The 25324-nt window shown below is 60.7% G+C and carries 22 protein-coding genes and 1 pseudogene; 15 read left to right on the top strand and 8 right to left on the bottom strand.

All coding sequences use genetic code 11. The features are described from left to right. Positions 1-470 precede the first annotated feature (470 nt). The gene (locus PQR27_RS35910) at positions 471-857 is read left to right on the top strand and encodes a hypothetical protein (RefSeq protein ID WP_408528437.1); all 387 of its coding nucleotides are present in this window, start codon (positions 471-473) and stop codon (positions 855-857) included. Between the two features lie 93 nt (positions 858-950). Here PQR27_RS35910 and PQR27_RS35905 read toward each other — a convergent pair whose 3' ends face one another. Then, a complete protein-coding gene (locus PQR27_RS35905) occupies positions 951-2177 on the bottom strand; it encodes a tyrosine-type recombinase/integrase (RefSeq protein WP_408528436.1) in 1227 nt (408 codons plus the stop codon). A gap of 157 nt (positions 2178-2334) precedes the next feature. On the opposite strand from PQR27_RS35905, the gene PQR27_RS35900 reads away from it, so the two are divergent. The 7 genes and pseudogenes from PQR27_RS35900 (at position 2335) to PQR27_RS35870 (ending at position 8857) form a co-directional block, all read left to right on the top strand. Continuing rightward, positions 2335-3348, top strand: a complete 1014-nt coding sequence (locus tag PQR27_RS35900; protein WP_408528435.1) for a DNA-binding protein — start codon at positions 2335-2337, stop codon at positions 3346-3348. A gap of 5 nt (positions 3349-3353) precedes the next feature. Next, on the top strand, positions 3354-3566 hold the full coding sequence (locus PQR27_RS35895) for a hypothetical protein (protein WP_106356513.1): 213 nt from the start codon (positions 3354-3356) through the stop codon (positions 3564-3566). An 11-nt stretch (positions 3567-3577) separates the two neighbouring features. Next, positions 3578-4468 carry a hypothetical protein gene (locus PQR27_RS35890; RefSeq protein ID WP_408528434.1) on the top strand — a complete coding sequence of 297 codons (891 nt, stop codon included), beginning with the start codon at positions 3578-3580 and terminating at the stop codon, positions 4466-4468. A 644-nt stretch (positions 4469-5112) separates the two neighbouring features. After that, a complete protein-coding gene (locus PQR27_RS35885; RefSeq protein ID WP_106356509.1) occupies positions 5113-5388 on the top strand; it encodes a YlcI/YnfO family protein in 276 nt (91 codons plus the stop codon). Positions 5389-5684: 296 nt separating this feature from the next. Continuing rightward, the gene (locus PQR27_RS35880) at positions 5685-6560 is read left to right on the top strand and encodes a DUF3800 domain-containing protein (protein WP_106356507.1); all 876 of its coding nucleotides are present in this window, start codon (positions 5685-5687) and stop codon (positions 6558-6560) included. A 1121-nt stretch (positions 6561-7681) separates the two neighbouring features. Beyond that, a pseudogene (locus PQR27_RS35875) lies at positions 7682-7969 on the top strand (HU family DNA-binding protein); the annotation flags it as partial. Between the two features lie 447 nt (positions 7970-8416). Beyond that, positions 8417-8857, top strand: coding sequence for an SET domain-containing protein (locus tag PQR27_RS35870; RefSeq protein WP_408528433.1), 441 nt, complete (start codon positions 8417-8419; stop codon positions 8855-8857). A gap of 377 nt (positions 8858-9234) precedes the next feature. Here PQR27_RS35870 and PQR27_RS35865 read toward each other — a convergent pair whose 3' ends face one another. Then, positions 9235-10395, bottom strand: a complete 1161-nt coding sequence (locus tag PQR27_RS35865; protein WP_408528432.1) for an IS30 family transposase — start codon at positions 10393-10395, stop codon at positions 9235-9237. A gap of 347 nt (positions 10396-10742) precedes the next feature. Here PQR27_RS35865 and PQR27_RS35860 point away from each other — a divergent pair, with 347 nt between their 5' ends. Both PQR27_RS35860 and PQR27_RS35855 read left to right on the top strand, forming a co-directional pair. Continuing rightward, positions 10743-11972: a cation:proton antiporter gene (locus tag PQR27_RS35860; RefSeq protein WP_408528431.1), complete on the top strand. Its 1230-nt coding sequence runs from the start codon at positions 10743-10745 to the stop codon at positions 11970-11972. Positions 11973-12462: 490 nt separating this feature from the next. Next, positions 12463-13074 carry a hypothetical protein gene (locus PQR27_RS35855; protein WP_408528430.1) on the top strand — a complete coding sequence of 204 codons (612 nt, stop codon included), beginning with the start codon at positions 12463-12465 and terminating at the stop codon, positions 13072-13074. 595 nt (positions 13075-13669) lie between these two features. Here the strand turns inward: PQR27_RS35855 and PQR27_RS35850 are convergent. Together PQR27_RS35850 and PQR27_RS35845 are read right to left on the bottom strand one after the other, a co-directional pair. Further along, positions 13670-14461: an SDR family NAD(P)-dependent oxidoreductase gene (locus PQR27_RS35850; RefSeq protein WP_408528429.1), complete on the bottom strand. Its 792-nt coding sequence runs from the start codon at positions 14459-14461 to the stop codon at positions 13670-13672. 73 nt (positions 14462-14534) lie between these two features. Then, positions 14535-15299, bottom strand: coding sequence for an SDR family oxidoreductase (locus PQR27_RS35845; protein ID WP_408528428.1), 765 nt, complete (start codon positions 15297-15299; stop codon positions 14535-14537). 137 nt (positions 15300-15436) lie between these two features. Here PQR27_RS35845 and PQR27_RS35840 point away from each other — a divergent pair, with 137 nt between their 5' ends. Continuing rightward, positions 15437-16381 (top strand): LysR family transcriptional regulator, encoded by a 945-nt coding sequence (locus PQR27_RS35840; protein ID WP_408528427.1) that lies wholly within the window; start codon positions 15437-15439, stop codon positions 16379-16381. 47 nt (positions 16382-16428) lie between these two features. Continuing rightward, positions 16429-17856, top strand: coding sequence for an aminotransferase-like domain-containing protein (locus tag PQR27_RS35835; RefSeq protein ID WP_408528426.1), 1428 nt, complete (start codon positions 16429-16431; stop codon positions 17854-17856). Positions 17857-17949: 93 nt separating this feature from the next. Here PQR27_RS35835 and PQR27_RS35830 read toward each other — a convergent pair whose 3' ends face one another. Together PQR27_RS35830 and PQR27_RS35825 are read right to left on the bottom strand one after the other, a co-directional pair. Next, positions 17950-18153 (bottom strand): DUF2970 domain-containing protein, encoded by a 204-nt coding sequence (locus tag PQR27_RS35830; RefSeq protein ID WP_408528425.1) that lies wholly within the window; start codon positions 18151-18153, stop codon positions 17950-17952. Positions 18154-18543: 390 nt separating this feature from the next. Next, positions 18544-20175, bottom strand: a complete 1632-nt coding sequence (locus tag PQR27_RS35825) for an FAD-dependent oxidoreductase (RefSeq protein ID WP_408528424.1) — start codon at positions 20173-20175, stop codon at positions 18544-18546. 420 nt (positions 20176-20595) lie between these two features. Between PQR27_RS35825 and PQR27_RS35820 the strand changes: the two genes are divergently transcribed. After that, on the top strand, positions 20596-21042 hold the full coding sequence (locus PQR27_RS35820) for an Ohr family peroxiredoxin (protein ID WP_408526457.1): 447 nt from the start codon (positions 20596-20598) through the stop codon (positions 21040-21042). An 88-nt stretch (positions 21043-21130) separates the two neighbouring features. Further along, positions 21131-21577, top strand: a complete 447-nt coding sequence (locus PQR27_RS35815) for an Ohr family peroxiredoxin (protein ID WP_408528423.1) — start codon at positions 21131-21133, stop codon at positions 21575-21577. Positions 21578-21734: 157 nt separating this feature from the next. Here PQR27_RS35815 and PQR27_RS35810 read toward each other — a convergent pair whose 3' ends face one another. Further along, the gene (locus PQR27_RS35810) at positions 21735-22157 is read right to left on the bottom strand and encodes a MarR family winged helix-turn-helix transcriptional regulator (RefSeq protein ID WP_408528422.1); all 423 of its coding nucleotides are present in this window, start codon (positions 22155-22157) and stop codon (positions 21735-21737) included. Positions 22158-22352: 195 nt separating this feature from the next. Between PQR27_RS35810 and PQR27_RS35805 the strand changes: the two genes are divergently transcribed. Beyond that, positions 22353-22886: a YkgB family protein gene (locus PQR27_RS35805; protein WP_408528421.1), complete on the top strand. Its 534-nt coding sequence runs from the start codon at positions 22353-22355 to the stop codon at positions 22884-22886. Positions 22887-23944: 1058 nt separating this feature from the next. Here the strand turns inward: PQR27_RS35805 and PQR27_RS35800 are convergent. Continuing rightward, positions 23945-24715 (bottom strand): DUF3047 domain-containing protein, encoded by a 771-nt coding sequence (locus PQR27_RS35800; protein WP_408528420.1) that lies wholly within the window; start codon positions 24713-24715, stop codon positions 23945-23947. Between the last annotated feature and the right edge of the window lie 609 nt (positions 24716-25324).

The raw sequence follows: 25324 nt of genomic DNA, 5'->3' as shown, positions 1-25324 counted from the left end.
TCGTCACGATCAGCTGACACATGATGTCGCGCCGGACCGACGCGAGATCCCATTTCGCCCGCCCGGCCAGGGCATTGATATCGCTTGTGCGATAACGCGGGAGGGGCTACCCGCTTCCAGCCACGGCCTATGGTCATGGTGGTGACCGGTTACAGTCAGTTGGTCCGTATGGTCGGGTGTGCCAGGGGCAGCGCGCGCGTCCCGGACTATCACGTTGCCAGGCTCCATCTGGATGGCCTGCAAACCGGGTTCTCGCGCCACGCCCTGATGGGCCTCGTCCGGGCTCATACGACGCGTGCCTGGCGTGGCGCCTCACGGCTCATGCGAGCTTAAAATTCCCGCGCGCAGTCCCGCTATAATCCGCTCGTGTTCAAAACGTTCCTTGCAATTTCGACTCCGTGTCCTCCAGACGAAATAAGTCCCGCAGTGCCCGCAGCCATAAACCGCTAACCAAAGCGCTGCTGTTGCCGATGGATCGGGCATCGGCTGGCGAACAGTCCCTGGCCAGTCATCTTGCACTGGTCGCGTGCCGGAGCGGTCACGGAAACGGACACCTCGTCAATGAGCTGATGCGCGTGGTGTATCTGGGCTGGTTTCTGCAGCGGGCCGGATACGGCAACTGTCCGGCCGGCCAATTCAGGATCGCCGAATACGCCGTCGAGGCGACGCTGGCCCATGCTCACGAGTGTGGCGAGTGGCGGCTTCCGGAAGAGGCGATCGCCGACTTCGAGGTGCTTCTTGCCCTCTACGACTCGCAACTCGCGAGTGCTCCGCTGCACGAAGTACTCGCCGCGGAGCAGAAGCTCAGGGCGTTCCTGGCCGGGACGTCCAGTTCCCCAATCATTGTGAGCACCTGACTCTGGCCTGGACCGTTCGCGGCCGTCGGGCGTCAGGCGACAGTCGGCCTGTGGCTCAACGCAATCGCCGGGGCCGGCCGTCCGGGTCTGGGTTCATGGGTCGTTGTCCGCAGAACCGGGTTCTGCGGCGGGCGGCGCCGCCCAGTTCATCCGGTGGTGTTTCACCGTTTCGCGATGGCGTTTGTCCTCTTCCTCGTGCAGGTAAAGGCTGGTGGTGTTCAGCGACACGTGACCGAGATTGTCTCGCACCGTGCGCAGGTCGACACCGCCGTCGGCCTGGTGCGAGCCCGATGTATGTCGCAGCCAGTGCGCCGACGCCCGGTCCAGTTCATCGGCGCGATCCGTGAACGCAGGTCCGCGGGCGCGCAGCCACGCGGCGGCGTTGCCGAATACGCTTCTGATCGCGTCGTGCACGGCTGAGCGCGACATGCAGCGGCTTTTTCCCCTGAACGGGATCAGCAGCGGCGTGTCGTCGGTGCGAGCCGGCAACGGCGGCAGGCCGTTCGCCTTCCGGTAACGCGCCAGCTCGGCGACCAGCTCGGGCGACGCGGGGACGATCCGCTCCTTGTCACCCTTGCCGATGATGTCGAGCCACCACTGCTCGCATCCGTCGGCGCCGAGCCGGCGTGAGAAGTCGCCCATCTTCCCGGCGGCGACCTCGGAGAGGCGCATGCCCTGCAGGTAGAAGAGGGTAGTGAGCCACCGGCAGCGGGCGGCGTACGCCTGCTGCAGCCCGGTGTCCTGCGGCAACTGCCCGACGAAGCCCTTGACCTCATCCCATAGTGAAATCGACAGGTAGCGCGTGACCCGCGGCGCCGCGTGTTTGCCACGCTGTCGCAGCAACGCCATCGGGTTGCCGCGCAGGTAACCGGCGTCCACCAGCCAGGTGAACATGCCGTTCAGGATGATCAGCGCCTGCCGCTGGCTGGCCGGTGACAGCGGTCCGTTGAACGGCCGCCAGCGTGTATCGCTGCGTGAGTACTTGCCGCCATTGGCCGATACCCAGCGGTCTGCGGGCTGCGGATTGACGAGGAATACCTTGAACCGCAGCAGATCCTCGTGCGTGAGCGACGAAAGCGGCTTGCCGGACTGCACGACGGCCCACAGCAGCAGGCGCTCGGCTTCCTTGCGGTAACTGTCGAAAGTCGCCTTCGTGTCCGCGTAGTTGGACAGCCACGCGCGCACCGCGTCAAGGTCATTGCGGGCCGAAAGCTGCGAATTGCCGGGGTCGGCCCGGTTGGTGCCGTCGCGGCCGTCCAGGCGTTCCGGAATGGCGAGCGACTCGACGGGCTGCACGGACGCAATCGGGGTATCTGGCACGGTTGGGGTGGCTCCGACGGGTGTGACGCGATGACGGCCGATGCTCGCGAGCGCTTACACGACATTATAGGCCTAATGTCGTGTAGGTAGCCATACACGTTGTATATTTTGCGTTTTACGTTGTATTATCAATGCTACTTATTCAGATTCCCGATCCATGTCTGACGCCCTGCCTGCGGTCCAGCCCGACGAAGCCCGCCTCGCCGCTGAAATCGACCGGCTGAAGGGGGAGTTCCCGAGGACGCGCGAGTTGTACCGCGAGGTCTGTGCGCTGCTGTTTTTCCGCTTCGGCCAGACGCCGACCGCGAACCGGCTGTACCAGCTGGTGAGGCGTGGCAGCATGGGCACGCCCGCGGCCGTGCTCGGCGAGTTCTGGGCCGAGCTGCGGGAAAAAAGCCGGGTGCGCATCGAGCATCCCGACCTGCCCGTCGATCTCGGTGCGGCCGCAGGCGAACTGGTGGCCACCCTCTGGGCCCGCGCCACCGCGTCAGCGGAGGCCGCGCTCGACGCGCTGCGCGACGAGGTCGAGACGCAGCGCGTCGAGGCGCAGCAGGCGGTCGTCGCCGCGCGGGACGAGCTGGGACGCGTGGAGACCGCGCTCGAGCAGCGCACCGCGGCGCTGCTGGCCGCGCAGGTCGAGATACGGGATCTCGACCGCGCACAGGCCGACGGCCACGCGCAGCGACAGGCGCTGGCGGCAGAACTGGCGCGGGTCCAGGCGGCACTGGCCGCGCGCGAGCGCGAACTGGCGGAGGCAAGGGAAGGGTTTTCGCGCGATCTGGCGAAGCAGAGGGAGGCGGCTGAGCGCGCCGAGGAGCGGCTCAGGGGGTCCGAAAAGCGCGCCCTGCTCGAGATCGACCGCGAGCGCAGTACCGCAACGAAGCTGCAGAAGGAGTTCGACGAGGCGACGAAGCGCGCAGAAAAACGCGAGGCGGACCATCGCCGCGTGGCCGAAGCGCTGCAGGCGCAGCTCGGTGACGCACGCCATCGGGCTGGCGTGTTGGAGGGGCGGCTGGATGCGGTGCAGGCCACGAACGTAACGCTGCAGGAGCAGCTCGCGGTATTGCGTCAGGCGGAAGCCCGGCCGGTCCGCGAGAAGGCCGCCCGTGCACGCCCAACTGCAGCACGCCCGGCGGCCAGCAAGACCGCGGAGCGCCGCAAGCGCGGGTAAGCCCGATGGAACGAAAAAAACGCCAGCGGAAAGGGCGCAAAGCCCCGACCTGTCCGCCGATCGGCGCACTGATGCACTATAACGAGCGGACCGTGCGGGTGCTCGCCGAAGCGAGCGGCCAGCGGGTGATCATCGAGTCGGTGGACGAGGACGGACGGACCTTCCGCAGCACGGTGAAATGGGCTAGTCTGATCGCTCTTCACGATCAGCTCTTCTGAATGAGTTGACCATGCAGCAGCTCGACATCTTCGCCGACAGCCGTGACCTGATGTTGCGCAACGACGTGCTGGAGCCGCTGCAGCGGCGCGATGCTGCGGCCGCGCAAACAGCACTGGAACTGCTGGCCGGCGAATACCCGGACGACGGTGCGCTGTCCGCAATGACCGTGCTGGTTTGCGAACTCGGGCGCGGATCGACAGCGCCCTTTGCTGATCACGCGGCGCTGGCCATCGCGCGCCGCTACCTCGAGGTCGAGGTCACGCCCGCCGCCAGGCGGGTGTTACCCGTGCATGCCATCCAGCCGTGGCTCGCACCGTGCTGGCGATCGCTCGCCCGGCGGGCCGGAACCCTCGCCTTTCGCGGCGCCGATGCCGACAGCCATGCCGCGCCCCTGTGGCTTCTAGCCCACGACTGGGCGGCCGCGCGCGAATCCGTCGAGGGCATTGAATCCTGGTGGCGCATCCCCGTGCCGCTCACGTGGATGGACGAGGCACGCTACCGGGCGGATGGGCTGGATGCCGCGTGGCCACTGCTCGCTGAACTGGCGTGGCTGGCACCCGCCCGATTCCTGGCGTTGCTGCCCGGACTGGGCGATGCGTCGCTTGACGCGCTACGCCAGCGCTTCGATGCGGAGTTTCCCGGCTCGGGTGAGGTCGACGATTACGCCTGGTTCCCGGCCAGGCTGCTGGTGGTCAAGCGGGCTCTCGCGGGCCGACTAGAGGAGGCGCGCGTGCAGCGTGACCACGCGGCCTCGCGGGCCATGGTCCTGCTGGGTGAGGTCCTGCGCCGGGAGCACGAAGGCGACCAGCACGCACTCATCGCGCTGCGCCAGGAACTCAGGCGCCTGCATGCGGGCCTGTTCGACGCGTATATGGCGACACGGAAAGTGCAGCACCGGTGAGGGGCACAAAGGCGGTGTCCTGTCGCACGTCGCTGTGCCACCGCCTTTGTGCCCCTGGCTACCGGATTGTCCGGGAAGGACCTGACACATTGCCCGGGGCTAACCGGTAGCCATGGAGCAGCGAGCGGGAGCGGGTCGTGCTTCCTGATGTGCGCAGGAAGAGGTTCCCTCTGTCGTTACCTTGGCGCGTATGTCCTGACAGGTCGATCCAGATGGGGTGCCTCCCGACACGAGCAGTCAGGGGCAGTAGGCGGTCGATTCGTCATGCGCGCGTAAGCGGGATCAGCGGGAGAGCCGTACTCTTCGTTTACTGCGGACTTGTCGTCGAAACCAGGAACCGCGACGGTCGGGCGTTTCCACGCGTGTCGTCGCAGAACCCGACAATGCCGGGGAAGACTGCCTGGACCAGATCGCCAGGTCGCGCCCGCGGGGTGGCCGGTAAAGTCGACGGTTGAAGACCGCACCTTTGTCATCGCGCCCAGTTTCGACATTACGGTCGTCGTTCTTCCTTCAGGTGTGGGAATGCAGGCAGCCGGGTACAGGAGCCCGTCCTCGAAATGGCGTTGCGAAGCGCGATTCACCATGGTAGAAGCACCGCACGAACGTGCCCGTTTGCGGCACGAAGAACACGACAGGAGTATGCGGTGAAACGGACCGCCGAAAACAAGCTGAAGGTGGTCGCGGTACGCGTCAACCCACAGATCGAGCACAGGTTGCGACTATTGGCAGAATTAACGGGAAGGAGGCAATCGTTTTTCCTGCAGCAGATGATCGAGGGCGGCATTGGCGCGATGGAGGATACCTGGCTGCCACCGGATGTTCTCTCGCGTGTCCGCAGCGGCACGATGCCATCGCGGCAACAGGCGAGCGACGCGATTGCAGACCTCTTTGGCAGCGCATTGCCCGACGAGGCGAGCTGATAGGGGGTAGCGTTTTGCGCAGAAAATGGCGGTAATAAGGCTGCCAGGACGCGCAACTGTTCTGAGCACACTGCGAGCGACGCTCCGGGCTCCATGCCGTCATGTGTATGAGGGGCTGGCCGACCGACATTCCGTGCGGGAAAGCGGATGCGCATCGGTCGACAGTAAAATAGTCGCCTCGCCGGACCGGGAACAGGATCCCGGCGGTACGTGCCAAAACACCACCGATAGTTGCCGCGGTCGCGTGGAGAATCCGGCGAACGGCGCGATGACGACCAAGGGAGCGAAACCAACGCATGAGCAACGATCCAACGCCGATGCCGCAGCAATTTTCGCTGTTTAACGATGAGCCGCAACATGACGCGGACGATGATGCCGGCGAGACGTCGGTGCCGGGCAAATACAGCAATTTCGTCGTCTACGTGGATGAGAGTGGTGATCACGGCATGCAGACACTAGATGCCAACTATCCGGTGTTCGTGCTGGCTTTTTGTGTGTTCTACAAGCGGCACTACAGCGAAAAGGTCGTGCCGGCGCTGCACAAGTTCAAGTTCAACCACTTCGGTCACGACCTGGTGGTGCTCCACGAACATGAGATCCGGAAGGAGAAAGGAGATTTTCGTTTCTTCGTCAATCGCGAGCACAAGCAGCAGTTCATCTGCGAGCTGACCGGCATCATTGAGCTCAGCAACTTCATCCTGATCAGTTGTGTCATTGACAAGATCCGGCTTCGTGAGCGCGGCGACGCGGACAACAACCCCTACCATCTTGCGCTCGGGTTCTGTCTCGAAACGCTCTACGAATTCCTTCAGGAAAAGAATCAGGATGGCGCGCTGACGCACGTGGTCGTCGAATGCCGCGGCAAGAAGGAAGATAACGAGCTCGAGCTTGAGTTTCGTCGCATCTGTGACGGCGCCAACCGACTGGGCATCTCCTTGCCGTTCGACGTCATCTTTGCCGACAAGAAGGTTGATTCGCCGGGGCTGCAGCTAGCCGACCTCGTGGCTCGGCCGGTCGGGATGAGCGTTATTCGCCCGGGGCAGGAGAACCGCGCATTCGAGGTACTGAAACGAAAATTCTATTGCAGCGGCGGGCGCGAACGTCTGGGGGAAGGCTACGAGGACTGGGGACTGAAGATTTTCCCGTCGCGAGAAAGCGAAAAGCCCCGGTGAGACTCACCGAGGCTTTGACGCCGACCGGGAACTCCCAGTCCACTTGGTCGCTATTATGGGGGCGACGGACACTGCTGACAAGGCTTTTGTACGCCAGCCGAAGCACGGCATTCCGCATTTTTAAGCGAATTCTTAATAGCCCGGCTGATTGATTGAGCACCAAGCCCTATGGTGAGGCGCCGCGTTCCCGTTAGGTCGCCAGACTTGAGCCTACGGTGCTGCTAATTTCACTTCTGAAACGAAGCTACTTTTACTTCGTCGCACGGTCTGCGACGCGGTCCCAGGCGTCGGTGCCATTGATCGACCACCCGGCGCGCCTTGTGTGGCGGGCCACAGCACGGGGTCGAATGGAAATGTACCCTCATTCCGGTCTAAAAGTGAAGGGTATGAAAGTTATGGCTATCATACCCTTCATTTGAGGACACTGGCCCCAATATGAACCGGATGACCGCTCACACAACTAAATCTGTTACCAGTTTTCAACTAATTTTGTGACTACCTGAGCACATTGCCATCGGGTGCACCGTTACGTGGCCGCGCCGCGTGAGCCGGTTCTCCACCTTGCACATGGCGACCGTGCTGCGGCGCGCCACCGCTCATTGAGGTACAACTTTTGTTGAAACCGCGCATCGGGATACACCTTTAGTTGCCGACGTCGACGCGAGAGTTACAACATTAGTTGAAATCGGATTCAACCTCTGTGCCTTGCTGGTCAAGGGTCTCCGGGGGATTTCGAGCCACACGTCGATAGTTACAACATTAGTTGTGTGAGCGGATGCTCGGGCCGGATTGACGGGAGTAACCGGAGCGGCGGGCGCGGGTACAGGCAACAGAGGGCGCGGAGCCGCCCGGGGCGTGGTCGACGGTTTCGGCCGGTCGATCCCCGGAGAATGCCGGGCCTCCGGCGCAGAGCCCTGGCCGCTGACCTTTCGCGGTCAGCGTCGCTGCCCTTGCTTGTGCCAATTTCGTCAGGCCGCTTCAACACGTGCGCGCCGAAACGACAGGAGAAGACGAGCCGGCATCGGTGTGGACCGGGCGCGTGAAACCCATGCAGTCACGTGCCGATTGCGCGGAGGCGTGCCGATCGGGTAGGGTGACGCCATCATCATTCACTCAACGAGGAAAAGACAATGAACAAGCAGGAACTGGTGGATGCGGTCGCCGCGGCGACCGGAGAAAGCAAGGCCGCAACCGGCGAGGCGATCGATGCATTCATTGGCGCGGTCACGGCCGCCGTCAAAAAAGGCGATACCGTGCAACTGATCGGCTTCGGGTCGTTTTCCACGGGCGCGCGCGCCGCGCGGGTGGGCCGCAATCCGGCGACCGGCGCCGAGATCCAGATCCCTGCCGCGAAGACGGTCAAGTTCACGGCGGGCAAGGCATTCAAGGATGCGGTGAACGGCGGCTGAGAGCGGGCAAACCGTCGGCGGGTTCCTGCCGGCGGTACCCAGCCGGCCACACCGTTCCCTACCGTTGGCCGGCGACAGGGAATAAAATAAACGATCGCGGAGCAGGCGGGAGCTGTGTCCACCGATCGGTGCGCTGCTGCGCTACCGGACGCGCATCGTGCGCGTGATCGCAGAAGCGCGTGGGCAGCGCGCGATGATCGAGTCACTTGATACTGCGGGCAGATCCTTTGTGAGTACCGTGAAGTGGAACAGCCTGCGCGAGCTCGGCGCCCAGCTGTTCTGAATCAGGACGCGATCTCGAGCGGTCTGACGACATGCTCACTGTTCAACTGGTCGGAACCCTCCAGCTCTTCAACTTCAATATGGCTACGTGGTGTTGCATCACGTCGCAGTGGATGCGGACATTTGCCGCTTTATACTGGCGCGGATATCAGTCAGGGAAAAAGTATGCGACGCGTGATCGTCCGGCAGTCTTCGGTCCACGGCAAGGGTGTATTCGCGATGCGACCGCTTGGAGCGGGCGAGCGCGTGCTCGAGTACAAGGGTGAAATCACCGCGTGGCGCGATGCCGTTCGCCGGCACCGGCGCGAAGGCGTCGAGGGACACACCTTCCTGTTTGGCCTGACCGACGGGCGCGTGATCGACGGCAGCCGCGGCGGCAATAGCGCACGTTGGCTCAACCATGCGTGCGCGCCGAACTGCGAGACGATCGAAGACGCTGGCCGCATTTTCATCCACACTCTCCGGCCGATCGAGCCCGGTGAAGAACTGTTTATTGAATATTTGCTGGCGACGGACGAACCGCTGGGTGAAGACGTTCGGGCGCAGTACGCGTGCCGGTGCTCTGCGGCGGACTGTCGTCGGTCAATGCTGGCAGACGCAGCGTGAACATCGCGGCGGCGGAGGTAGAGGGCGGTACGCTATCCCGAACGGCACCGAAGGCTCGAAGCAGGAGAATGATTGCATTGTCCTGATCGGCGTGGCTGTGGGTTTTTCATCTCAATGTGCTGAAGCGACCGTTGCCAAAGGGAGATGCCTCCGACGGTGCTCGTGGCACAAACCCGAAGAAGCAGATGGTGCTGGAGCTTGACGATTTGTGGTGACGTCGACGCCAGCGCGTGTCGTCGACAGATACAAGAATACTTGTCGCAATGGCACGGTCACGGCGCCCATTTGTAACCGGAGAAAGAGCGTCCCTAGCCCATCGTGGGCTTCGTGAATGGCCGCTGCCGGACAGGCGCGACCGCCTCTTGTCGACGGCGGATTCAACCGGTCGATGCAACGGTGTGGTGAAATCGCTCAGCCGGTGTGTCGAAGTTTAGTGTTTTCCTGGGACGTTCGTTGAGCCGTCTGGCTATGACATCAAGTCTCGCCTGTGAATAGACGGAGAGATCAGTGCCCTTAGGAAAGTATTGCCTGAGAAGCCCATTCGTGTTTTCGTTCGAGCCGCGTTGCCAGGGATGCTGTGGATCGCAGAAATAGACCTTGATGTCGGTAGCCACGGTAAAGCGGTTGTGTTCGGCCATTTCCGAGCCCCTGTCCCATGTCAGCGATTTATATAGTTCCCGAGGTAACTTGCTGGCGTGTCGTATCAGCGCGTTGACTACAGCCTCAGAATCCTTGCTGGGTACTTTCACCAGCATCACGAATCGACTGTGACGCTCGACGAGAGTCGCAATCTGGCTGGTAGCGTTGCCAAACAGCAGGTCGCCTTCCCAGTGCCCGGGTATTGCGCGATCCTCCGCCGTAGCGGGGCGTTCACTGATCGATACAGCATCGCGAATGTTCGTACGGTCTTCGGTTTTCAATGTGTGATGGCGAGACCGCCGCATGACTCGAGAGCGTCGCAAGTGTTCAAGCAATTCCTTATTCAGGGCGCCGCGAGCCTGAATATAAAGGCTCCGATAAATCGTCTCGTGTGACACCAGATGGTCCTTGTTGACGGCATATACATGCCTGAGCCAACCAGAAATCTGCTCAGGGGACCACTGCAGCTTCAGCTTTGCAGCCACAACTCGGGCCAGCGTCTGGTTTTTCACCAGTTTGCAAACCTTCGGGCGACGTGCCCTATCCCAGGCGAGCGCGTCCGCCTGACTTGCTCGATAACCTTGACCGCCGCCGTTGCGCTGCAGTTCGCGGCTGATCGTGGAAGGAGCGCGTCCCAACCTGGCCGCAATAGACCGAATCGACAATCGGGCCACCAGGCAACGAGAGATTTCCTCGCGTTCTGCAAGCCTCAACGCCTGCGGTGCGCGGTGTCTTTGCTGTGGCTCGATGCCGCCGGCCTCCGCGAGTATCCGCTGTATCGAAGAGTGGCCCCGATCGAACAATTTGGCAATCTGATGAATCGTTTCGCCTTTGCGCCAGCGGTCCCACATCAGTGCTTTCTGACTCTCAGAATAATAGATCCTCGGTCTCTGCTTCATTGCAACACCTCCACTGCTCACGCAGATTCTAGTGTGTTGCATCGACCGGTTGAATCCGCCACCCTCTGCCGTCATTCGATGATTGCGCGCGAACGTCTCAAATTCAGCCGGACGCCGCCATTTACGGGAATGTGACCGAACGTCGTCGTGAATGGCTGCTTTGTAGAACCTCGCTTGCCTCCACTCTACTCACAACTGAACTTCGACTCGCGGGATAGCAGGCGTTCGCGGATTGAGCTTTTCGGCTGCCGGCGTGCACTCGGTAGAATAGCGCCGGTGCCGATTGCAGTCATGGCGGCCCAGTCAAACCCGAACCGGCGTAGTCCCTCATGACCTTGTTTCAAACCGTGACCGTCCTGATCGCGCTGACTGCGTTGGGCGGCTATCTGAATCACCGCCTTCTGCACCTGCCGCCCACGATCGGCCTCATGGCAATTGCGCTGGCATCCTCTCTCATATTGGTCGTCCTGGGGGAGACCGGCATTGTCGAAGTCCACAGGTATGCCGGTTTCGTTCCCAGTATCGATTTCAGCGATCTGGTATTTCACGGCTTTCTCGCTTTTCTGCTGTTTGCCGGGGCGCTGCACGTGGACCTGGGTGATCTATACAAGGTCAAGTGGACCGTCACCATCCTTTCCACCCTCGGCACCATCATTTCGACGTTTGTCATAGGCGCCTTGTTCTGGTGCGCAGCCCATCTGCTGGGATATGAACTGCGCTTCATCTTCGCGTTACTGTTCGGCGCACTGATCTCTCCGACCGATCCCATTGCCGTGCTTGGCATCATCAAGAAAGCCGGGGCGCCGAAGGATCTGGAAACCCGGATCACTGGCGAGAGCCTGTTCAACGACGGTGTCGGCGCGGTAATCTTTCTGACGATCCTTGATATTGCTACCGGTCGGAGTGATCCGAGCGTTGCCGGCGTGTCGTGGTTTTTTATCCAGGAAACGCTTGGCGGTATCTTGCTTGGCTGGCTTCTTGGTTGGATTGTGTTTCGCCTGCTTCGCAAGATCGACGACTATCAGGTCGAGGTTCTGCTTTCCATCGCGCTATGCATGGGTTCGTACGCACTCGCCGACGCGGTTCATATGTCAGGGCCGATCGCCGTGGTCGTCGCCGGGCTGTTCCTGGGCAACAATGAACGGAACCTGGCGATGTCCGAGCAGACGCAAGCGTATCTAGAGACGTTCTGGCAACTGATCGACGAGATTCTAAACAGTTTGCTGTTCCTGCTGATCGGGCTGGAAATTCTCGCGATCAGGGAGACTGGAACCTATCTTGTCCTCGGACTGGTAGGCATTGCGTGCGTATTGGTCGGGCGCTGCATCAGCGTCCTGATTCCGATCAGGATCATGAGTTTCGTTGTATCGCTTCCGAAGGGCACCATCACCATGCTGACATGGGGTGGACTGAGGGGCGCGCTTTCCATCGCGATGGCTTTCCTGCTACCTCAAGGTCATGAGCGTGAGTTAATCCTCACGACCACGTATATCGTTGTGATCTTTTCGATCCTGGTTCAGGGCCTGACCTTCGGTCCGCTTCTAAGAAAAATCGTTCCTCCAGCACAGGACGGCTGACGGTCTGCCGTTGTCTGGGGCTGTATCGAAAAAACGCCTTGAGAGAACCGCCGATCGTCCGCGCCGCACGCAATCGTCTGAAACAGGCCAACTCCTGACGCGCTGCGCGAACCGATGAGTGGGTTATGGGAAGTGGATTTCAGCGGCCAGCGCAACGCGTTGAAGAAATGGAGGTGCCGGATGCAACATGAACGGATCCAGATTGGCGTGATCGGAAGCACAGGCGAGCGCCACAACTAGTGTGTTCCACGATCCCGTGACGTGCGGCGCAACTTGTCCACGCCCATCACATTGCTAACGAGATCGCTCCGAACGTAAGTATTGCGCCGATGTAAAGCAGGTCCATGGTGTGTCTCCTTTGTTGGCTTTTACTCCTTTCAGCTTGGCTACAAAGTCGCAAATAAAGGATTAAGATACGCTCGCATTGACCTTCGGATTTATCAAAGACGTTTTTGGACCTACCGCCGGCACGCTGCGTTGGGAATGGCTGTTGGAAGCCTCATGGGTCCTGCTCGGCGTTGCGATACTAGCGGCAATCCTCGTACTCGCTACGCTGATCAACACCCTCGACTCGGCGGGCGCGAATCCCGCGAAGGCGTTCAAGGCCGGCGACAACCGCATACGGCAATTGTCCACAATGGGCACGTTCATCATATTCGGGCTAGGCATGCTATGCCTCGGTGGGTTCGCCGCACGGAACTACGACAACGTGGTGCACAGAAAACCGGAAGACTTCGCAGTCAGCTCGGCGACGATGGCAATCGAGGCCGCAAAAAAGGCGACGGCAGACACGCAGACGGTTAAGCGTATCGCGTCGGTCGATCTCATTCCGGGAACCGGCGGCAGCGGATCATCCAGCGCGGTATGGCATGTCGTCCTCGAAACGCGCGGCGCCCCGCCGCCTGCCATTTCGTCTGCCAGCGCGCCTGGCGCCGCTAACCCGGTTCGACCGCGGCCCCGCGGCGCAAGGCCAGCAGACGCGCGAAAGCAGCCCATCAGCAGCAATACTCCGCGCGCCGAGGTCGTAGACACCTCGGCCGCCGCACAGCGCGTGGACTGCTATATCGATGCAAAGACCGGCGCCGTTACCGCGCAACCTTGACTGACAAGAGACCGAGCGCGTTTCTCGCGAGAAGTCGATTCCGGTCGGATTCATCCACGGAATGTGGGCGACTTTCGCCGGTAGCTAAGCTGCTTCGATTTTCTGTATGCCGACATTTCGACCTGCAAAGACCCGCCGGCAAAACAACGGGTAGCAACGGATGCCGTCCGTTGTCGGTACGGAGCGGCTTTTGAAGGTCCATCCGGTGGCGCCGTCGAACGGCGTTTTCTGGCCGGGTGCGGTCTCATGCAATTGGCATACACCGCTTCAACCTCGGCAGGCTGCGATCGGTAGCACGCGACCCTCTTCGGCCCTTCGGTTCAACGCGAAATCAAGGGCAGCTTCCGAGGTACAGCGGGCACTCGCTCAATCACGCAACACGGGTCAATCCCGTCATTCGAGTCCGGCCGGCTACCCGACATTTTAGGGCTACCCACAGGCAACAAAAAAACCCCGTCAGTGCGAGCACGCAGATCAGCCCGGCCGATGGCTGATCGTCAGGTGGCTCACAAAAGGAGCGCATCAGCCGGCCCCGTTGCGTCGGAATACTGATCGAAAAAACATGCAGAGAGCCCGGCCCAATGCTGGCGTGGGTCTAGAAGGCGCTCTTTATAACGCCTCCGTCGGCCCGCAACGCAGCTCCGGTCGTGGCCGACGAAAGCGGACTGGCGATATAGGCTACGAGCGACGCGATTTCCTGCGGCGAACCAAATCGCTTGATGAGCGATGTGGGACGGACTTTCTCGAAGAACTCCTTTTCGAACGCTTCAAACGATTTGCCGTCGGCCTTTGCAAGGGTCTCCACGAATTCACCCACTCCCCGCGATTTCGTCGGCCCCGGCAGCACGCTATTGACTGTGATGCCGGTGCCGGCGACTGCTTCGGCGAGCCCGCGCGAGACCGCCAGCTGCGCGGTTTTGGTCATCCCGTAATGGATCATTTCAGCTGGAATCTGCACCCCGCTTTCGCTCGAAATGAAAATGATGCGCCCCCAGTTGGCCTGCCTCATCGCCGGCAAAAACAGGCGGGCGAGGCGTACCCCGCTCAAGACATTGACGTCGAAGAACCGCTGCCAGTCCGCGTCGGGAATCTCTTCAAACGGCTTTGGCTCGAAGATGCCCAGGTTGTTGACCAGAATTTCCACGTCCGGGTAGCGTCGCGCGAGCTCTTCTGCTGAAGCCGCAGTACTTAGATCGCCCGCGAATCCCTGCACGTCGCTGCCTGTCTCCGCTTTCAGCTGCGCGACCACGTCATCCACGGATGACTGGGAGCGGCCATTCACGATCACACGAGCGCCCTCCTGTGCGAGCGTGCTGGCGATAGCGAGACCGATGCCAGCTGTGCTGCCGCTCACCAGTGCGAGTTTGCCTGTCAGATTCAGGTCCATGAGAGAGGTCCTTTCAATGGATGAAGTAGAAATCGCGGCATCGGGGCTTGAACGTCGGATGCCGCCACGAGGTTCACGTACGTGTAATCGATGCGCCGCCGTCGACCAGTGAGGCGGTGCCGGTCACGAAGGATGAATCATCCGACGCGAGATACAGCACCGAGCGCGCCAGTTCTTCTGGCTTTGCGACGCGCTTGAGCGCATGCAGCCCGGTGACGAACGTCTGCGATTCGTTGCTGTCGTTCATGTCCCGATACATCTCCGTGTCCACCGCGCCCGGCAACACCGCGTTGACGCGCACGCCTTGCGCACCGTACTCGGCGGCGAGTGCCTGCGTCAAGCCGATCAGTCCGGCCTTGCTCGCCGCGTAGGCCGCGGTTCCGGGGAACGCAAACGAGTAACCGACGAACGTCGACGTGAAGATGATCGATCCACCACCTTGCTTCAGTATTTCGGGAATCTGGTGCTTCGCTCCCAGGAAGGCACTGGTCAGGTTGGTCGCAAGCGCGGCGTTCCAGCCAGCTTCGGAAATGCCGGTGGTCGGGCCCATCTCGCCCAGCGTACCGGCGTTGTTGTAGGCGATGTCCAGACGGCCGAAGCGGCTCACTGCGAGTGCGACCAGCGCCTTCGCGAAGTCCTCCGACTGCACGTCGCCTGCCAGATACGCAGCTTCGCCGCCTTCGCTGACGATCTCCGCAGCGAGCGTTTCAAGTTCCGCCGCGCGGCGCGCCGCAATGACCACCTTGGCGCCTTCCTTCGCGAACAGCTTCGCAGTAGCGCGGCCAATTCCTGCGCTGGCACCCGTCACGATGGCGACTTTTCCTGTCAAGCGTTGCATGTTCTATCTCCGGCTGCATCTGATCGGCCAGTGCCCTATGCCTTGGCCCGTGAAAGCAATATAGGCTTCAGTCCTGATGGCAGAAAGGCCTAAAACATGGTCCTATCATTCAGTTTTTATGAATAATCGGGGGCTGTATGGATCGCCTGCGTGCCTTCGAGGTTTTCGTGACGGTGGTGAGTCGCGGTGGCTTTGCGCGTGCAGCGGATGCGCTTGACACGTCGCCCGCCAACGTGACCCGGTATGTGAATGAACTGGAAGCGCACCTCGGCACGCGCCTGCTGAATCGCACGTCTCGCACGCTGTCTCTGACCGAGGGCGGCGAGACGCTTTACGCCCGCTGCAAGTCCATCCTCGACGATGTCGCTGAGACAGAGGGGCTGGTGTCATCCGCGTCGGTCGAACCACGCGGACGCCTGCGCATCAATGCGCCCGTGAGCTTTGGCGTTCTGTATCTGGCGCCGCTATGGCCGGAGTTCATGCGGAAATATCCTGGCATCGAACTCGACGTTGGGCTGATTGACCGCGTCGTCGATATTGTCGATGAAGGCTACGATCTCGCCATTCGCATCTCGCGCGCCGGCTCGACTAGCCACGCAGCCCGCAAGCTGGCGACATCGCAAAACATTCTGTGCGCGTCGTCAGCCTATCTGGCTCGCGCCGGAGTTCCGGCAGCGCCGGCGGACCTGATCGGCCACCGCTGCATCGGGTACACCTATGCAGCCACCGGCGATGAGTGGCAACTGATCGACGATGGCGGCAAGACTCACATGGTGAAGGTCGACTGTCACATGCATACGAATAACGGCGATACGGCGCGCGCAGCAGCACTCGCCGGGCAAGGGGTGATCTGGCAACCCACATTCCTGATCGGCAACGATCTACGTGCCGGGACGCTCGTTCACGTGTTGCCTGAGTATCGCCTGCCTGAGATCGACATACTCGCCATGTACCCGAGCCGTCGACACCTGAGCGCCAGAGTGCGTGTAATGATCGATTTCCTGGTCGATGCGTTCGGCGGGACGCCGCCATGGGATCGGGACGACGGAAACCGGACAGGAGTCACGTCGGGGACGAGTTGACGGCGACGGCGACCTAACATGGGATAAACATTTGAAGAAGACCCATCATGAAACGCTACGAGGCTCTCGCCAACTCGATCGCTGATGGCATCCGGTCGGGGCAGATTCCCATCGGCTCCCGGCTGCCGTCGCTCCGGCAGATCATCGCGCAGCGCGGTGTCAGTCAGTCGACGGTTTTCCGCGCGTACTATCTGCTCGAAGAGTGGGGGCTGATCCGCGCCGAAGAGCGCGCGGGCTACTTCGTGACGCCCGGTGCGGCGGTCAAACAGGTGCCGTCGCATCACGACATGCCGCTTGCCGATTCAACGAAGGTCGACATCAGCGATCTGGTGTTTTCCGTGCTCGATGCCGCGAAGCATCCAGACATCGTGCCGCTCGGCTCGGCGTTCCCATCGCCACTGTTGTTCCCTTCAGCTCGCCTGCTCAAATCGCTGACCCAAGGCACGCGCGCGCTCAGCCCATGGAGCACGGTCGTGGATCTGCCGCCCGGCAACGACCATCTTCGCCACCAGATCGCGCTGCGCTATGTGGCCACCGGCGTGTCGATCCCCCCCGAGGAGATCGTCGTTACCAACGGCGCGCTGGAGGCGCTGAATCTGTGTCTGATGGCCGTCACGCGTCCGGGCGACGTCGTCGCGGTCGAGTCGCCGGGCTTCTACGCGGCCTTGCAGGCCATTGAGCGGCTCGATCTGCGCGCGGTCGAGATTCCGGTCCATCCGGTCACAGGCCTCGACCTCGACGCGCTCGCCGCTGCGCTCGACAAGCATCCGATTCGCGCATGCTGGTTCATGACCAATTTCCAGAATCCGACCGGCGTCACCCTTTCCGACGAAAAGAAGAAGTCGCTCGTTGACATGCTTGCAGCGCGTGACGTACCGCTGATCGAAGACGACGTTTATCAGGAGCTGCACTTCAGCCGTGATCGGCCACTACCTGCGAAAGCTTTCGATGGCAACGGACTGGTCATGCACTGCAGTTCGTTTTCGAAGACGCTTGCACCGGGTTATCGTATCGGATGGGCGTCCGCTGGACGCTTCGCGGATCGCGTGCAGCGGCTCAAACTGATGACGACGCTCTCGGCCAGCACCCCTGCGCAGGCGGGCATTGCGGACTACCTGGAGCATGGCGGGTTCGACCGGCATCTGCGCAAGCTGCGTGCTGCGATGCAGACACAACGTGCAGCCATGGAGGCGGCTTTGCGGCGTTACCTGCCGCGTGAGGTCCGATGGGTGACGCCCTCGGGCGGTTACTTCCTATGGCTGCAATTGCCGGACGCGGTCGATGCGATGGCGCTGCACCGGCTCGCGATCGGCCGTGGTATCAGCATCGCGCCTGGTCCGATCTTTTCCGCCAGGCACGCATTTCAGAATTGCGTCCGGATCAACTTTGGGCATCCCTGGAGCGTCAAGATTGATGGAGCCATCCGAGCCCTTGCCGAGATTCTCGAGGACCCGGCGGTGCACGCATCAATCTGATTCAAGTTCTGCGCGACCGTGATGAGCCCGTTGCTGTTAAGCCATGCACGCAAATAGCAGCCGGGTTGCGCGGCCAATGCAGCGAACCGCGAATCAGAAGCCCTGCATTGCGCTCGTCGAGTCCGCGACCAGGTGCACAAAGCCGAATATGATTGCGCCGATGACCACTGCAAGGAACACGGCCACGAACGGCAGCAGGACAAAGTTCACGTTGGCGAAGTCCGCCTCATGCGACGCACGCTTGCGCACGCCGAAGAAGCTGGAAAGAACGATGCGGACGAGTCGGAGGAATTCCATGACACTGCTCCTGTTGGTTTGGAATGCATCCATCATCCAGCCACCCAGGAATCGGAAACAGCAGCAGATTCGTTCAATGCGTGGTAAGCACGGGCCGCAATTCGTCGCGGTCGGTCCACTATGGAAGACAAACGTCCGCTATCGAGGGGCGGAGCAGCCGTTTGAGTGTCCGCGCGGGCGAGCGTGCTGAGGGCCGGTGATGGCCAAACCCTGTCCGATGTCCCGCACGCGCGATCTCCCGGACCGCGCATCGCGTCAGACCGTAGCCAACCCGCATGCGCCGGTCGAGTCGGTTGATGCTGGACATTTAGACGGATGAGGTGAGTATCAAGTGGCGGCGACGCGTTTGAAATCCCCGGCCTCCGGCGAAACGGAAGGTCGTCATCCAATCTACATATCGGCAAGCACCTGATGCACCATGTGGACGACGATCGAACCCTCTCCGACTGCAGATGCGACCCGTTTGACATTTCCGGCCCGCGCATCGCCTACCGCGAATACGCCGGGCAGGCTGGTTTCGAGCATGTAGGGCCGCCTCGCAAGCGGCCATGGCTGGGGTGGCAAGACGTCGTCCAGATCACTTCCTGTCAACACGAAGCCGCGCGGATCGAGTGACAGGCAGCCGGCAAGCCACTCGGTCTTCGGTGAGGCTCCCGTCATGACGAAGACGTGCCGCACGGGTTGCGTCGTCACTTCGCCCGTGGTCTTGTCGCACCACGCCACCTCTTCAAGATGGTCGTCACCGCTCAAGCTCACGAGCTCACTGTTGAAATGAACCTGAATGAGCGGATTTTCTTCGATGCGCCGGATCAAATAGCGCGACATCGTTGCCGCGAGTCTCGCTGACCTGACCAGCATCCGCACGCCCTTCGTGTTCTGGGCGAGAAACACGGCCGCCTGTCCCGCGGAGTTGCCGCCGCCGATAACGATCACCGGATCGCCGCTACACAGTTGGCCTTCCATGAACGTGGCGTTGTAGTAAATGCCACGGCCAGTAAAGCGGTCGATGTTGGGCAGCGCAGGCTGGTTATAGGCGGCGCCCGTCGCAAGTACGATCGAACGGGCCGCTATCTGTTGGCCGTCGTCGAGCGCAATCCGGTAAGGCCGCTCATCGCAGTTCAGGCCCTCGACCGTACGCGCCACCATGATCCTGGCGCCAAACTTTTCCGACTGCGCAATCGCGCTGTTCGCAAGCTCCTGACCAGAGAGGCCAGTTGGAAAACCGAGGTAGTTTTCGATGCGTGAACTGGAGCCGGCCTGTCCGCCGGGCGCTGCGCGTTCGATGACCAGCACATCGAGGCCTTCGGATGCCGCATACACTGCCGCGGCCAGTCCTGCGGGACCCGCGCCGACAATGACGATGTCGCGCACCTGTAACTCGTCGATATTCGAGTTGAAGCCCAACGTTTGTGCCACTTCCCGCGTCGATGGGTTTCTGAGTATCTGGTCCCCGTTGCAAATGACGATAGGGACGTCGTCGCTGCATACCCCGAAGCGGTCGAGCAATTCCTGGGCACTGCTGTCGGTGTCGAGATCCACATAAGCGAACGGGTGTCCGTCGCGCGTCAGAAATTCTCGTAGAGCAAGCGTTTGCGCCGAATAGCGCGAGCCGAGCATGAGCACATTGGTACGTCCATGACTAACCATGGAAAGGCGCCGCGCCAGGAACGTCCTCATGAAGATTTCGCTCAACTCCGCGTCCTTGCTGATCAGGGTTCGCAGGTTTTCCGCGCTCAACTCCAGCAGGTGCGATGCTTCGACGGCCTGACACCGGTAGATGGAGCGCCTGCCTGCAATCATCAGCAATTCGCCCGAAAACTGACCCGGGTCATAAGTCGTCACCGTATCTTCGACGCCGCCAGCCAGCGAGACAATCCTGATCTTGCCCTCGATCACCACGTATACCGGCGGGGTGTCGTCATTGGGGTTATAGAGGACAACGCCTGCCGCCACCTGTCGCGGCTTCGTGAAGACGCGCACACGTTCGAGTTGAGATTCGGTGAGGATTGGAGCGTAAGCCATGACGACCTCCGGTCCGCTAGGCGAACAACGCTTCGGCGATGGCGCTGTTGTCGGCTTCGGTCATGTTCTCCTCCATCGGCAAGGATGCCGGGTCTGCCTGACCACCTTGCAATGGTAGGTCGCACCCGAAGAACGTGCTAATAAAACGCTATAAATTGCTGCTAACACGGGTTGTCTTACGTTGGTTAGTTGCCGCTTTCCGCTGCGGCTCTCGCCTACCGTTCGCCTCGGATCAGGTGCCAGTGGATTTTCGGCTCCTGCAAAACAGCACCTGTTGCCCCTTTGGCAAAGCGTCACGAAATGACGCCACCCGTCACAGATTGATCCTTTTGAGCACGCCCTTGAGCCATTCAGGACTCGGCGAACGTCACGCCGCGAATTAAAGTCTGGGCTCCTACCCACACATCGAAGGAATCTCAAATGAGCAAGATCGAACAACTCCTCCACTCAGGCAACAGCCACGCCACGGTTAATCGCGACCCCAACGTCCCGCGCGGTGAGTACGGTGCCCTCGACCTCAAGCTGTCGGCGTCGGGCAGTGAAAACCGCGAGTTCATCGGCACCGGACTGCACCCGAGAGCCGAGCAGTTGTTCTCGGGCGCGTGGTCGGCCTGTTACATCAGCGCGTTCGAGATTGCGGCCTCGATGAAGAAGGTCACGCTGCCGTCCGACTATTCCGTGGACATCCAGGTCAGCATTGGGTCGGTCGGCGCCGGGCATTCCCTTGGCGCCCAGTTCACCATCCGCGCGCCGGGTCTGGCAACGGAAGTCGTCGAGGCACTCGCGCACCTGGCCCATCAGCTCTGCCCGTACTCGAAGGCCGTGCACGGCAACATCGAGGTCGGCCTGAACGTAGTCACGGTGTGAGGGCATCTTCGCCCACCATATGACGCATACGATTGAATCTCACGCGCTTTAAATGCATTTAACACCCTTATTTACGAAGGAATCCATCATGGAAAAGATCGAAAAAGTCCTCGCCTCAGGCAACACCCACGCCACGGTCAATCGTGACCCCAATCTCCAGCGCGGCGAGTTTGGTGTGTTCGACCTCAAGCTGACAGCGCCCGGCGTTGAAAGCCTGGAGTTCATCGCCACCGAGCCGCACCCGACAGCCGAGCAGTTGTTTGCGGGCGCGTGGTCAGCCTGTTACACCACCGTGTTCGGGATTGCGGCCTCGATGAAGAAGGTCACGCTGCCGCCCGACTATTCCGTGGACATCAAGGTCAACATTGGGCAGACCGGTACCGCGTGGTTGCTCGGCGCCGAGTTCACCGTTCGCGTGCCGGGTCTGGCTAAGGACGTCGTCGAGAAAATCGCGCACGCGGCTCATCAGATCTGCCCGTACTCGAAGTCTGTGCGCGGCAACATCGAGGTCACCACGAACATCGTCACGGTGTGATCGGATAATCGAGCGTAAGCCATCACTTCATGATGAAAAACTTAAAAAGCGTTTGAAGCGAACGGAAGGACTCGAAAGGTGAGGGCGAGGTGCGCAGGCAGCGGCGATGCCGCGATGCGCACACGTCTGATTCACGGCGCGGATGCGACGGTACGGTTCAGGACGAAAGCTGCTCTGCAAAATCGGGAGAAGCGATCTGATCAAGCAATTCCCGGAGTTCTTTGCTGACAGTCCGACCCAGCAGCGAAGCGAAACGACGTTGTGCCAGCTTCCAGAGCGCTTCAGCGTCGTGGAGCTTTGTCTCGCCCGCTTCAGTCAGGGCAATGCGGCGCTTGCGGGCATCTTCATCGTCCTTTCGGCTTTCAACGAAGCCATCGCGAATAAGTGGCTTCAGCGTATGGCCAAGCGCCGACAGATCGCTCTGGGTGGGAACATCAAGGCGCGATATCGCGCAAAGCAGGTTGTATTGGTCGGCATTGATAGCTGTGCTTTCCAGCGCTTCGTGGTGCCGCGCAGGTCGTGTCTGCGATCCGGCTGAGCGGTCAAGGAGGCGCCTTAACCAATCGATTTGGTCGAGCATTGCACCTGTCGTTTGATAATTCCAGGCATGTTATCGAGCCAGTTGAGAATCATAAGTATCAATTCGGGCTCATAAAATGAACTTACTAGCGAAAGCCAACTAATGAAAGGATTACTAGATGTTGCACATCGAAATTCCCGCACTTGAGGTCGCCACCGGAGCCGAAGTGCTCACAGCTCCGACACGGAGGAAATCATGAATTACTTCGTCGATATACTGGGTCGTTCAGGTCTTCTGAAGCGAGACTTCGACTACCACCTGCTCCGCGCCTCGATGGTGATTATCTTCGCTTGGTTCGGGTACGACAAATGGTTTCAGACCGAAATCATAGACCTAATTCCTTTAATCAAGCACGGGCCGCTTATCTTTTGGGTGCTTCCGTTGTTGGGCGTTAAAGGCACAAGCATTTTCTTGGGAGCGTCAGAATGGACGTATGGCTCGTTACTGCTCCTGGGATTCTGGAATAAGAAATTGGGAGCACTGGGCGCTTTCGGTTCTACCTTGACCTTCCTCGCTACCTTCACGATCATGCCATTTGCTCCTGGCGCGTGGGATGCTGCCGCCGGAGGGTTTCCAGCGATGACAATAGTTTCGGGCTTCCTTTTGAAGGATCTCGTTTTGCTGATGGTCTCTGTCTACCTACTCAAGCAAGATCTTGCCCGAGTGGTCGAGGCCCGGTGCTATGCTGATCAGCGGGACCCCGCTCGCTCTCGCAAACTGGCGGCGTAACGGTCTGAGGAACGCGCTCCTGGCCCACGTCTGGTGGGTTCAGGGGCGCCGGGTGTGTTGCACGGTGCAAGACCTACTCGGTATCGGCAAAACGCGCCGGCCTAGGCCTCTGCGGTCTTTTTCGATTGGCCATGGCGCCAGTCGCCACAGCATCAACCCGCTCCACAGCGCCCGGCGCGGTCGTAGGCCGATCCCCATCCGGCAGACCCCAATAATCGAAATTGCCGCTCATCACCGCTACGACGCGGCACATCTCAAATCGTAGCAACTCGACGGCCTCGCGCGCTGCCGCCCCTTAGTGCCGCGGATATTTGCCGGTCTGGAACGTGACATTCACGGCATGGGCGATCTGGTTGCCTCCCGCAATTCCAGCGGCATCGCCAAAATAGCAACAAGCCGATCCAGACGCTATCTTCCGCCAGACATGAACGATTCACGTCGGCACAGCCAACCATGTCGGCCCCGACGTAGTATCCGAATACTGATTTGTTGGCCTGCCGTAGAAGAAATCGCCGACATCTTCAGCGATCCAGGACGGCCGTCCTTCGACTATTTCAGTGTACGAAGGCGCCTCCATGTAGACGCACAATACGTTTAAACAATCGCTATGCGATTCGGCTGACAATGGACGGACCGTAAGCGCCGGACACCTTTCGAGGTAAGAGGCGTAGTTCTAAGGCTGCTCAATCAAAAAGAAACGTAGTCCAATGTCGGCGGGTGCGTCCGTTTCGGAGAAGTCCGAATGTCCCATTAGGGTCGTAGCAAGCATTCGCCGATAGTGAGGCTAGATACTCATCACCAACGATGTGCGAACGGCAGAGAAGCAACCTGGAGCTGCCTCACCGACTTCATCGCCTGAACGTCGGCAATGGCCGAAGACCGAGCGTTCGTCCTTTACGATTGGATGGCCGGTTACGGAGTGGAGCCGACGCTTGAACGTCCGAGCGACGACGCATGTGAACAGCTGTTCATGGCCGACTGCCGCCTGATAAGTTCGGCTGAACCCCCCTCGACAGCCGCGACATGCGCTTTTGGCAGAAGCGGGTGGCATTGGGTTATCAAGGCCCGGGCAGGAACTGGATGTCACCGTACCAAGCGCGTGTCGTGGTACCGGTGTTGTCGGTATCGGTGAGCAGCCCGTAGCCGGTGATTCGTCCTGGCGGTTCGCGAAAGACCCGCTCGTAGTCTTGCACGATATTGCGGCGCAGGCTTTGCCACTGATCCGCATCGCCGGGCAGACCTGAGACCACAATCATCTGTACGCGGTCCGTGTGAGGATTGGCAATGTCGGTGCCTGGCGCGGCGGTGGTCGACCAGATATACATCAGCGTGGCATAGGGCAACTCTTCGCCCCCCATGCGCTTAGCCAGGCCCATCTTGGCCCGGTCGAATAGCGACAGCTTGCTTTTGTCGCCGTCAAAGGAGAACACTAGTCGCGCTGGCGCGTCTTCCTTCGATCCGACGCGGTTGTCGGCCCCCTCGATCGGCATCTCTGCTTTCCAGCGCCATGCCACGACGGGTGTGCGGACGAGGTCGATATTACCCTCGTGCATCAGCGCAGAAGCAGAGCGGTTCGCGTCCGCCTGCAGGACGGTGATGTGGCCGTCGTGAACAAGCGTGTATTGCGTCATGGGCTTGCCGTGCACGACCGGCAGATTCTTCCAGCTCGCGGGCAGTGGTGTTTCGGGCTGGATCGTGGAAAAGACAATACCCGGCTTTTCGTCCTGGGCAAGGAGGGCTGGCGGCGACAGAAGGAGTGCGATGCACACAGCGATCCAGACTGGACGGACTGTTCGTTTCTGCATTCGGGGGATTGAGGGAAGATGCATGGCTGGTCGCATTCGTCTTTTGGCTAGCATTCATTGTAGCGGGCTCAATTGACGAAAGTCCGGCGGAGCCTTGACGCCCGCGGTTTAGGTTCTCTTGATTTGAATGCCACACGGTGAAACGGACGCGCAAACACCCAACCCTGCTTAAAGCAGCAAATCGCACAACTTGCGACGACGCAGATTGCCAGTTAGCGTGTCCCGCTGGCGGACGACAGCGGTGCTCTTCGGCCACCCCGGCCATTCGAGCTTCCCGCCATTTGACTGTTTCTGAACGCCTGGTTTCGGAGAAATCGAAATAGGCGCTATCGACCCGAAGCGAAATTACGAGGTCTCGAATTCAAAGGCCGAAAGCGGACGTTCGACGTTCGAAATGACCGGCATCGGCGAAGGGAAGCGAAGCCCACATGGGGATGTTCACGCGCTGAGGCGGGTAAACCGTTGCTCACGGGAAATTTGCGGGAGATGAAAACGGTTTGGTGGCGTCGAGCACAAATATCACCAAGGCGTGCAGATCCGTCGAGCCACTGGACGAGACTTGCATTGGGACACCAGCGCCGTGGCCCGGCTCGGGCTGGCCAGCCGTAACCACCATCATGCTGTCAGGAGTAG

Source organism: Paraburkholderia fungorum, assembly GCF_046027215.1.
In the GTDB taxonomy this organism is placed as follows: domain Bacteria; phylum Pseudomonadota; class Gammaproteobacteria; order Burkholderiales; family Burkholderiaceae; genus Paraburkholderia; species Paraburkholderia fungorum_D.
This window is presented reverse-complemented; position numbering and strand designations above follow the sequence as displayed.

Bases quoted from the DNA above. Each gene is read 5' to 3' on its own strand.
- PQR27_RS35910 (WP_408528437.1), top strand. From the start codon at position 471: ATGGATCGGGCATCGGCTGGCGAACAGTCCCTGGCCAGTCATCTTGCA.
- PQR27_RS35900 (WP_408528435.1), top strand. From the start codon at position 2,335: ATGTCTGACGCCCTGCCTGCGGTCCAGCCCGACGAAGCCCGCCTCGCC.
- PQR27_RS35895 (WP_106356513.1), top strand. From the start codon at position 3,354: ATGGAACGAAAAAAACGCCAGCGGAAAGGGCGCAAAGCCCCGACCTGT.
- PQR27_RS35890 (WP_408528434.1), top strand. From the start codon at position 3,578: ATGCAGCAGCTCGACATCTTCGCCGACAGCCGTGACCTGATGTTGCGC.
- PQR27_RS35880 (WP_106356507.1), top strand. From the start codon at position 5,685: ATGAGCAACGATCCAACGCCGATGCCGCAGCAATTTTCGCTGTTTAAC.
- PQR27_RS35870 (WP_408528433.1), top strand. From the start codon at position 8,417: ATGCGACGCGTGATCGTCCGGCAGTCTTCGGTCCACGGCAAGGGTGTA.
- PQR27_RS35865 (WP_408528432.1), bottom strand. From the start codon at position 10,395: ATGAAGCAGAGACCGAGGATCTATTATTCTGAGAGTCAGAAAGCACTG.
- PQR27_RS35850 (WP_408528429.1), bottom strand. From the start codon at position 14,461: ATGGACCTGAATCTGACAGGCAAACTCGCACTGGTGAGCGGCAGCACA.
- PQR27_RS35845 (WP_408528428.1), bottom strand. From the start codon at position 15,299: ATGCAACGCTTGACAGGAAAAGTCGCCATCGTGACGGGTGCCAGCGCA.
- PQR27_RS35840 (WP_408528427.1), top strand. From the start codon at position 15,437: ATGGATCGCCTGCGTGCCTTCGAGGTTTTCGTGACGGTGGTGAGTCGC.
- PQR27_RS35835 (WP_408528426.1), top strand. From the start codon at position 16,429: ATGAAACGCTACGAGGCTCTCGCCAACTCGATCGCTGATGGCATCCGG.
- PQR27_RS35830 (WP_408528425.1), bottom strand. From the start codon at position 18,153: ATGGAATTCCTCCGACTCGTCCGCATCGTTCTTTCCAGCTTCTTCGGC.
- PQR27_RS35825 (WP_408528424.1), bottom strand. From the start codon at position 20,175: ATGGCTTACGCTCCAATCCTCACCGAATCTCAACTCGAACGTGTGCGC.
- PQR27_RS35820 (WP_408526457.1), top strand. From the start codon at position 20,596: ATGAGCAAGATCGAACAACTCCTCCACTCAGGCAACAGCCACGCCACG.
- PQR27_RS35815 (WP_408528423.1), top strand. From the start codon at position 21,131: ATGGAAAAGATCGAAAAAGTCCTCGCCTCAGGCAACACCCACGCCACG.
- PQR27_RS35810 (WP_408528422.1), bottom strand. From the start codon at position 22,157: ATGCTCGACCAAATCGATTGGTTAAGGCGCCTCCTTGACCGCTCAGCC.
- PQR27_RS35805 (WP_408528421.1), top strand. From the start codon at position 22,353: ATGAATTACTTCGTCGATATACTGGGTCGTTCAGGTCTTCTGAAGCGA.
- PQR27_RS35800 (WP_408528420.1), bottom strand. From the start codon at position 24,715: ATGCATCTTCCCTCAATCCCCCGAATGCAGAAACGAACAGTCCGTCCA.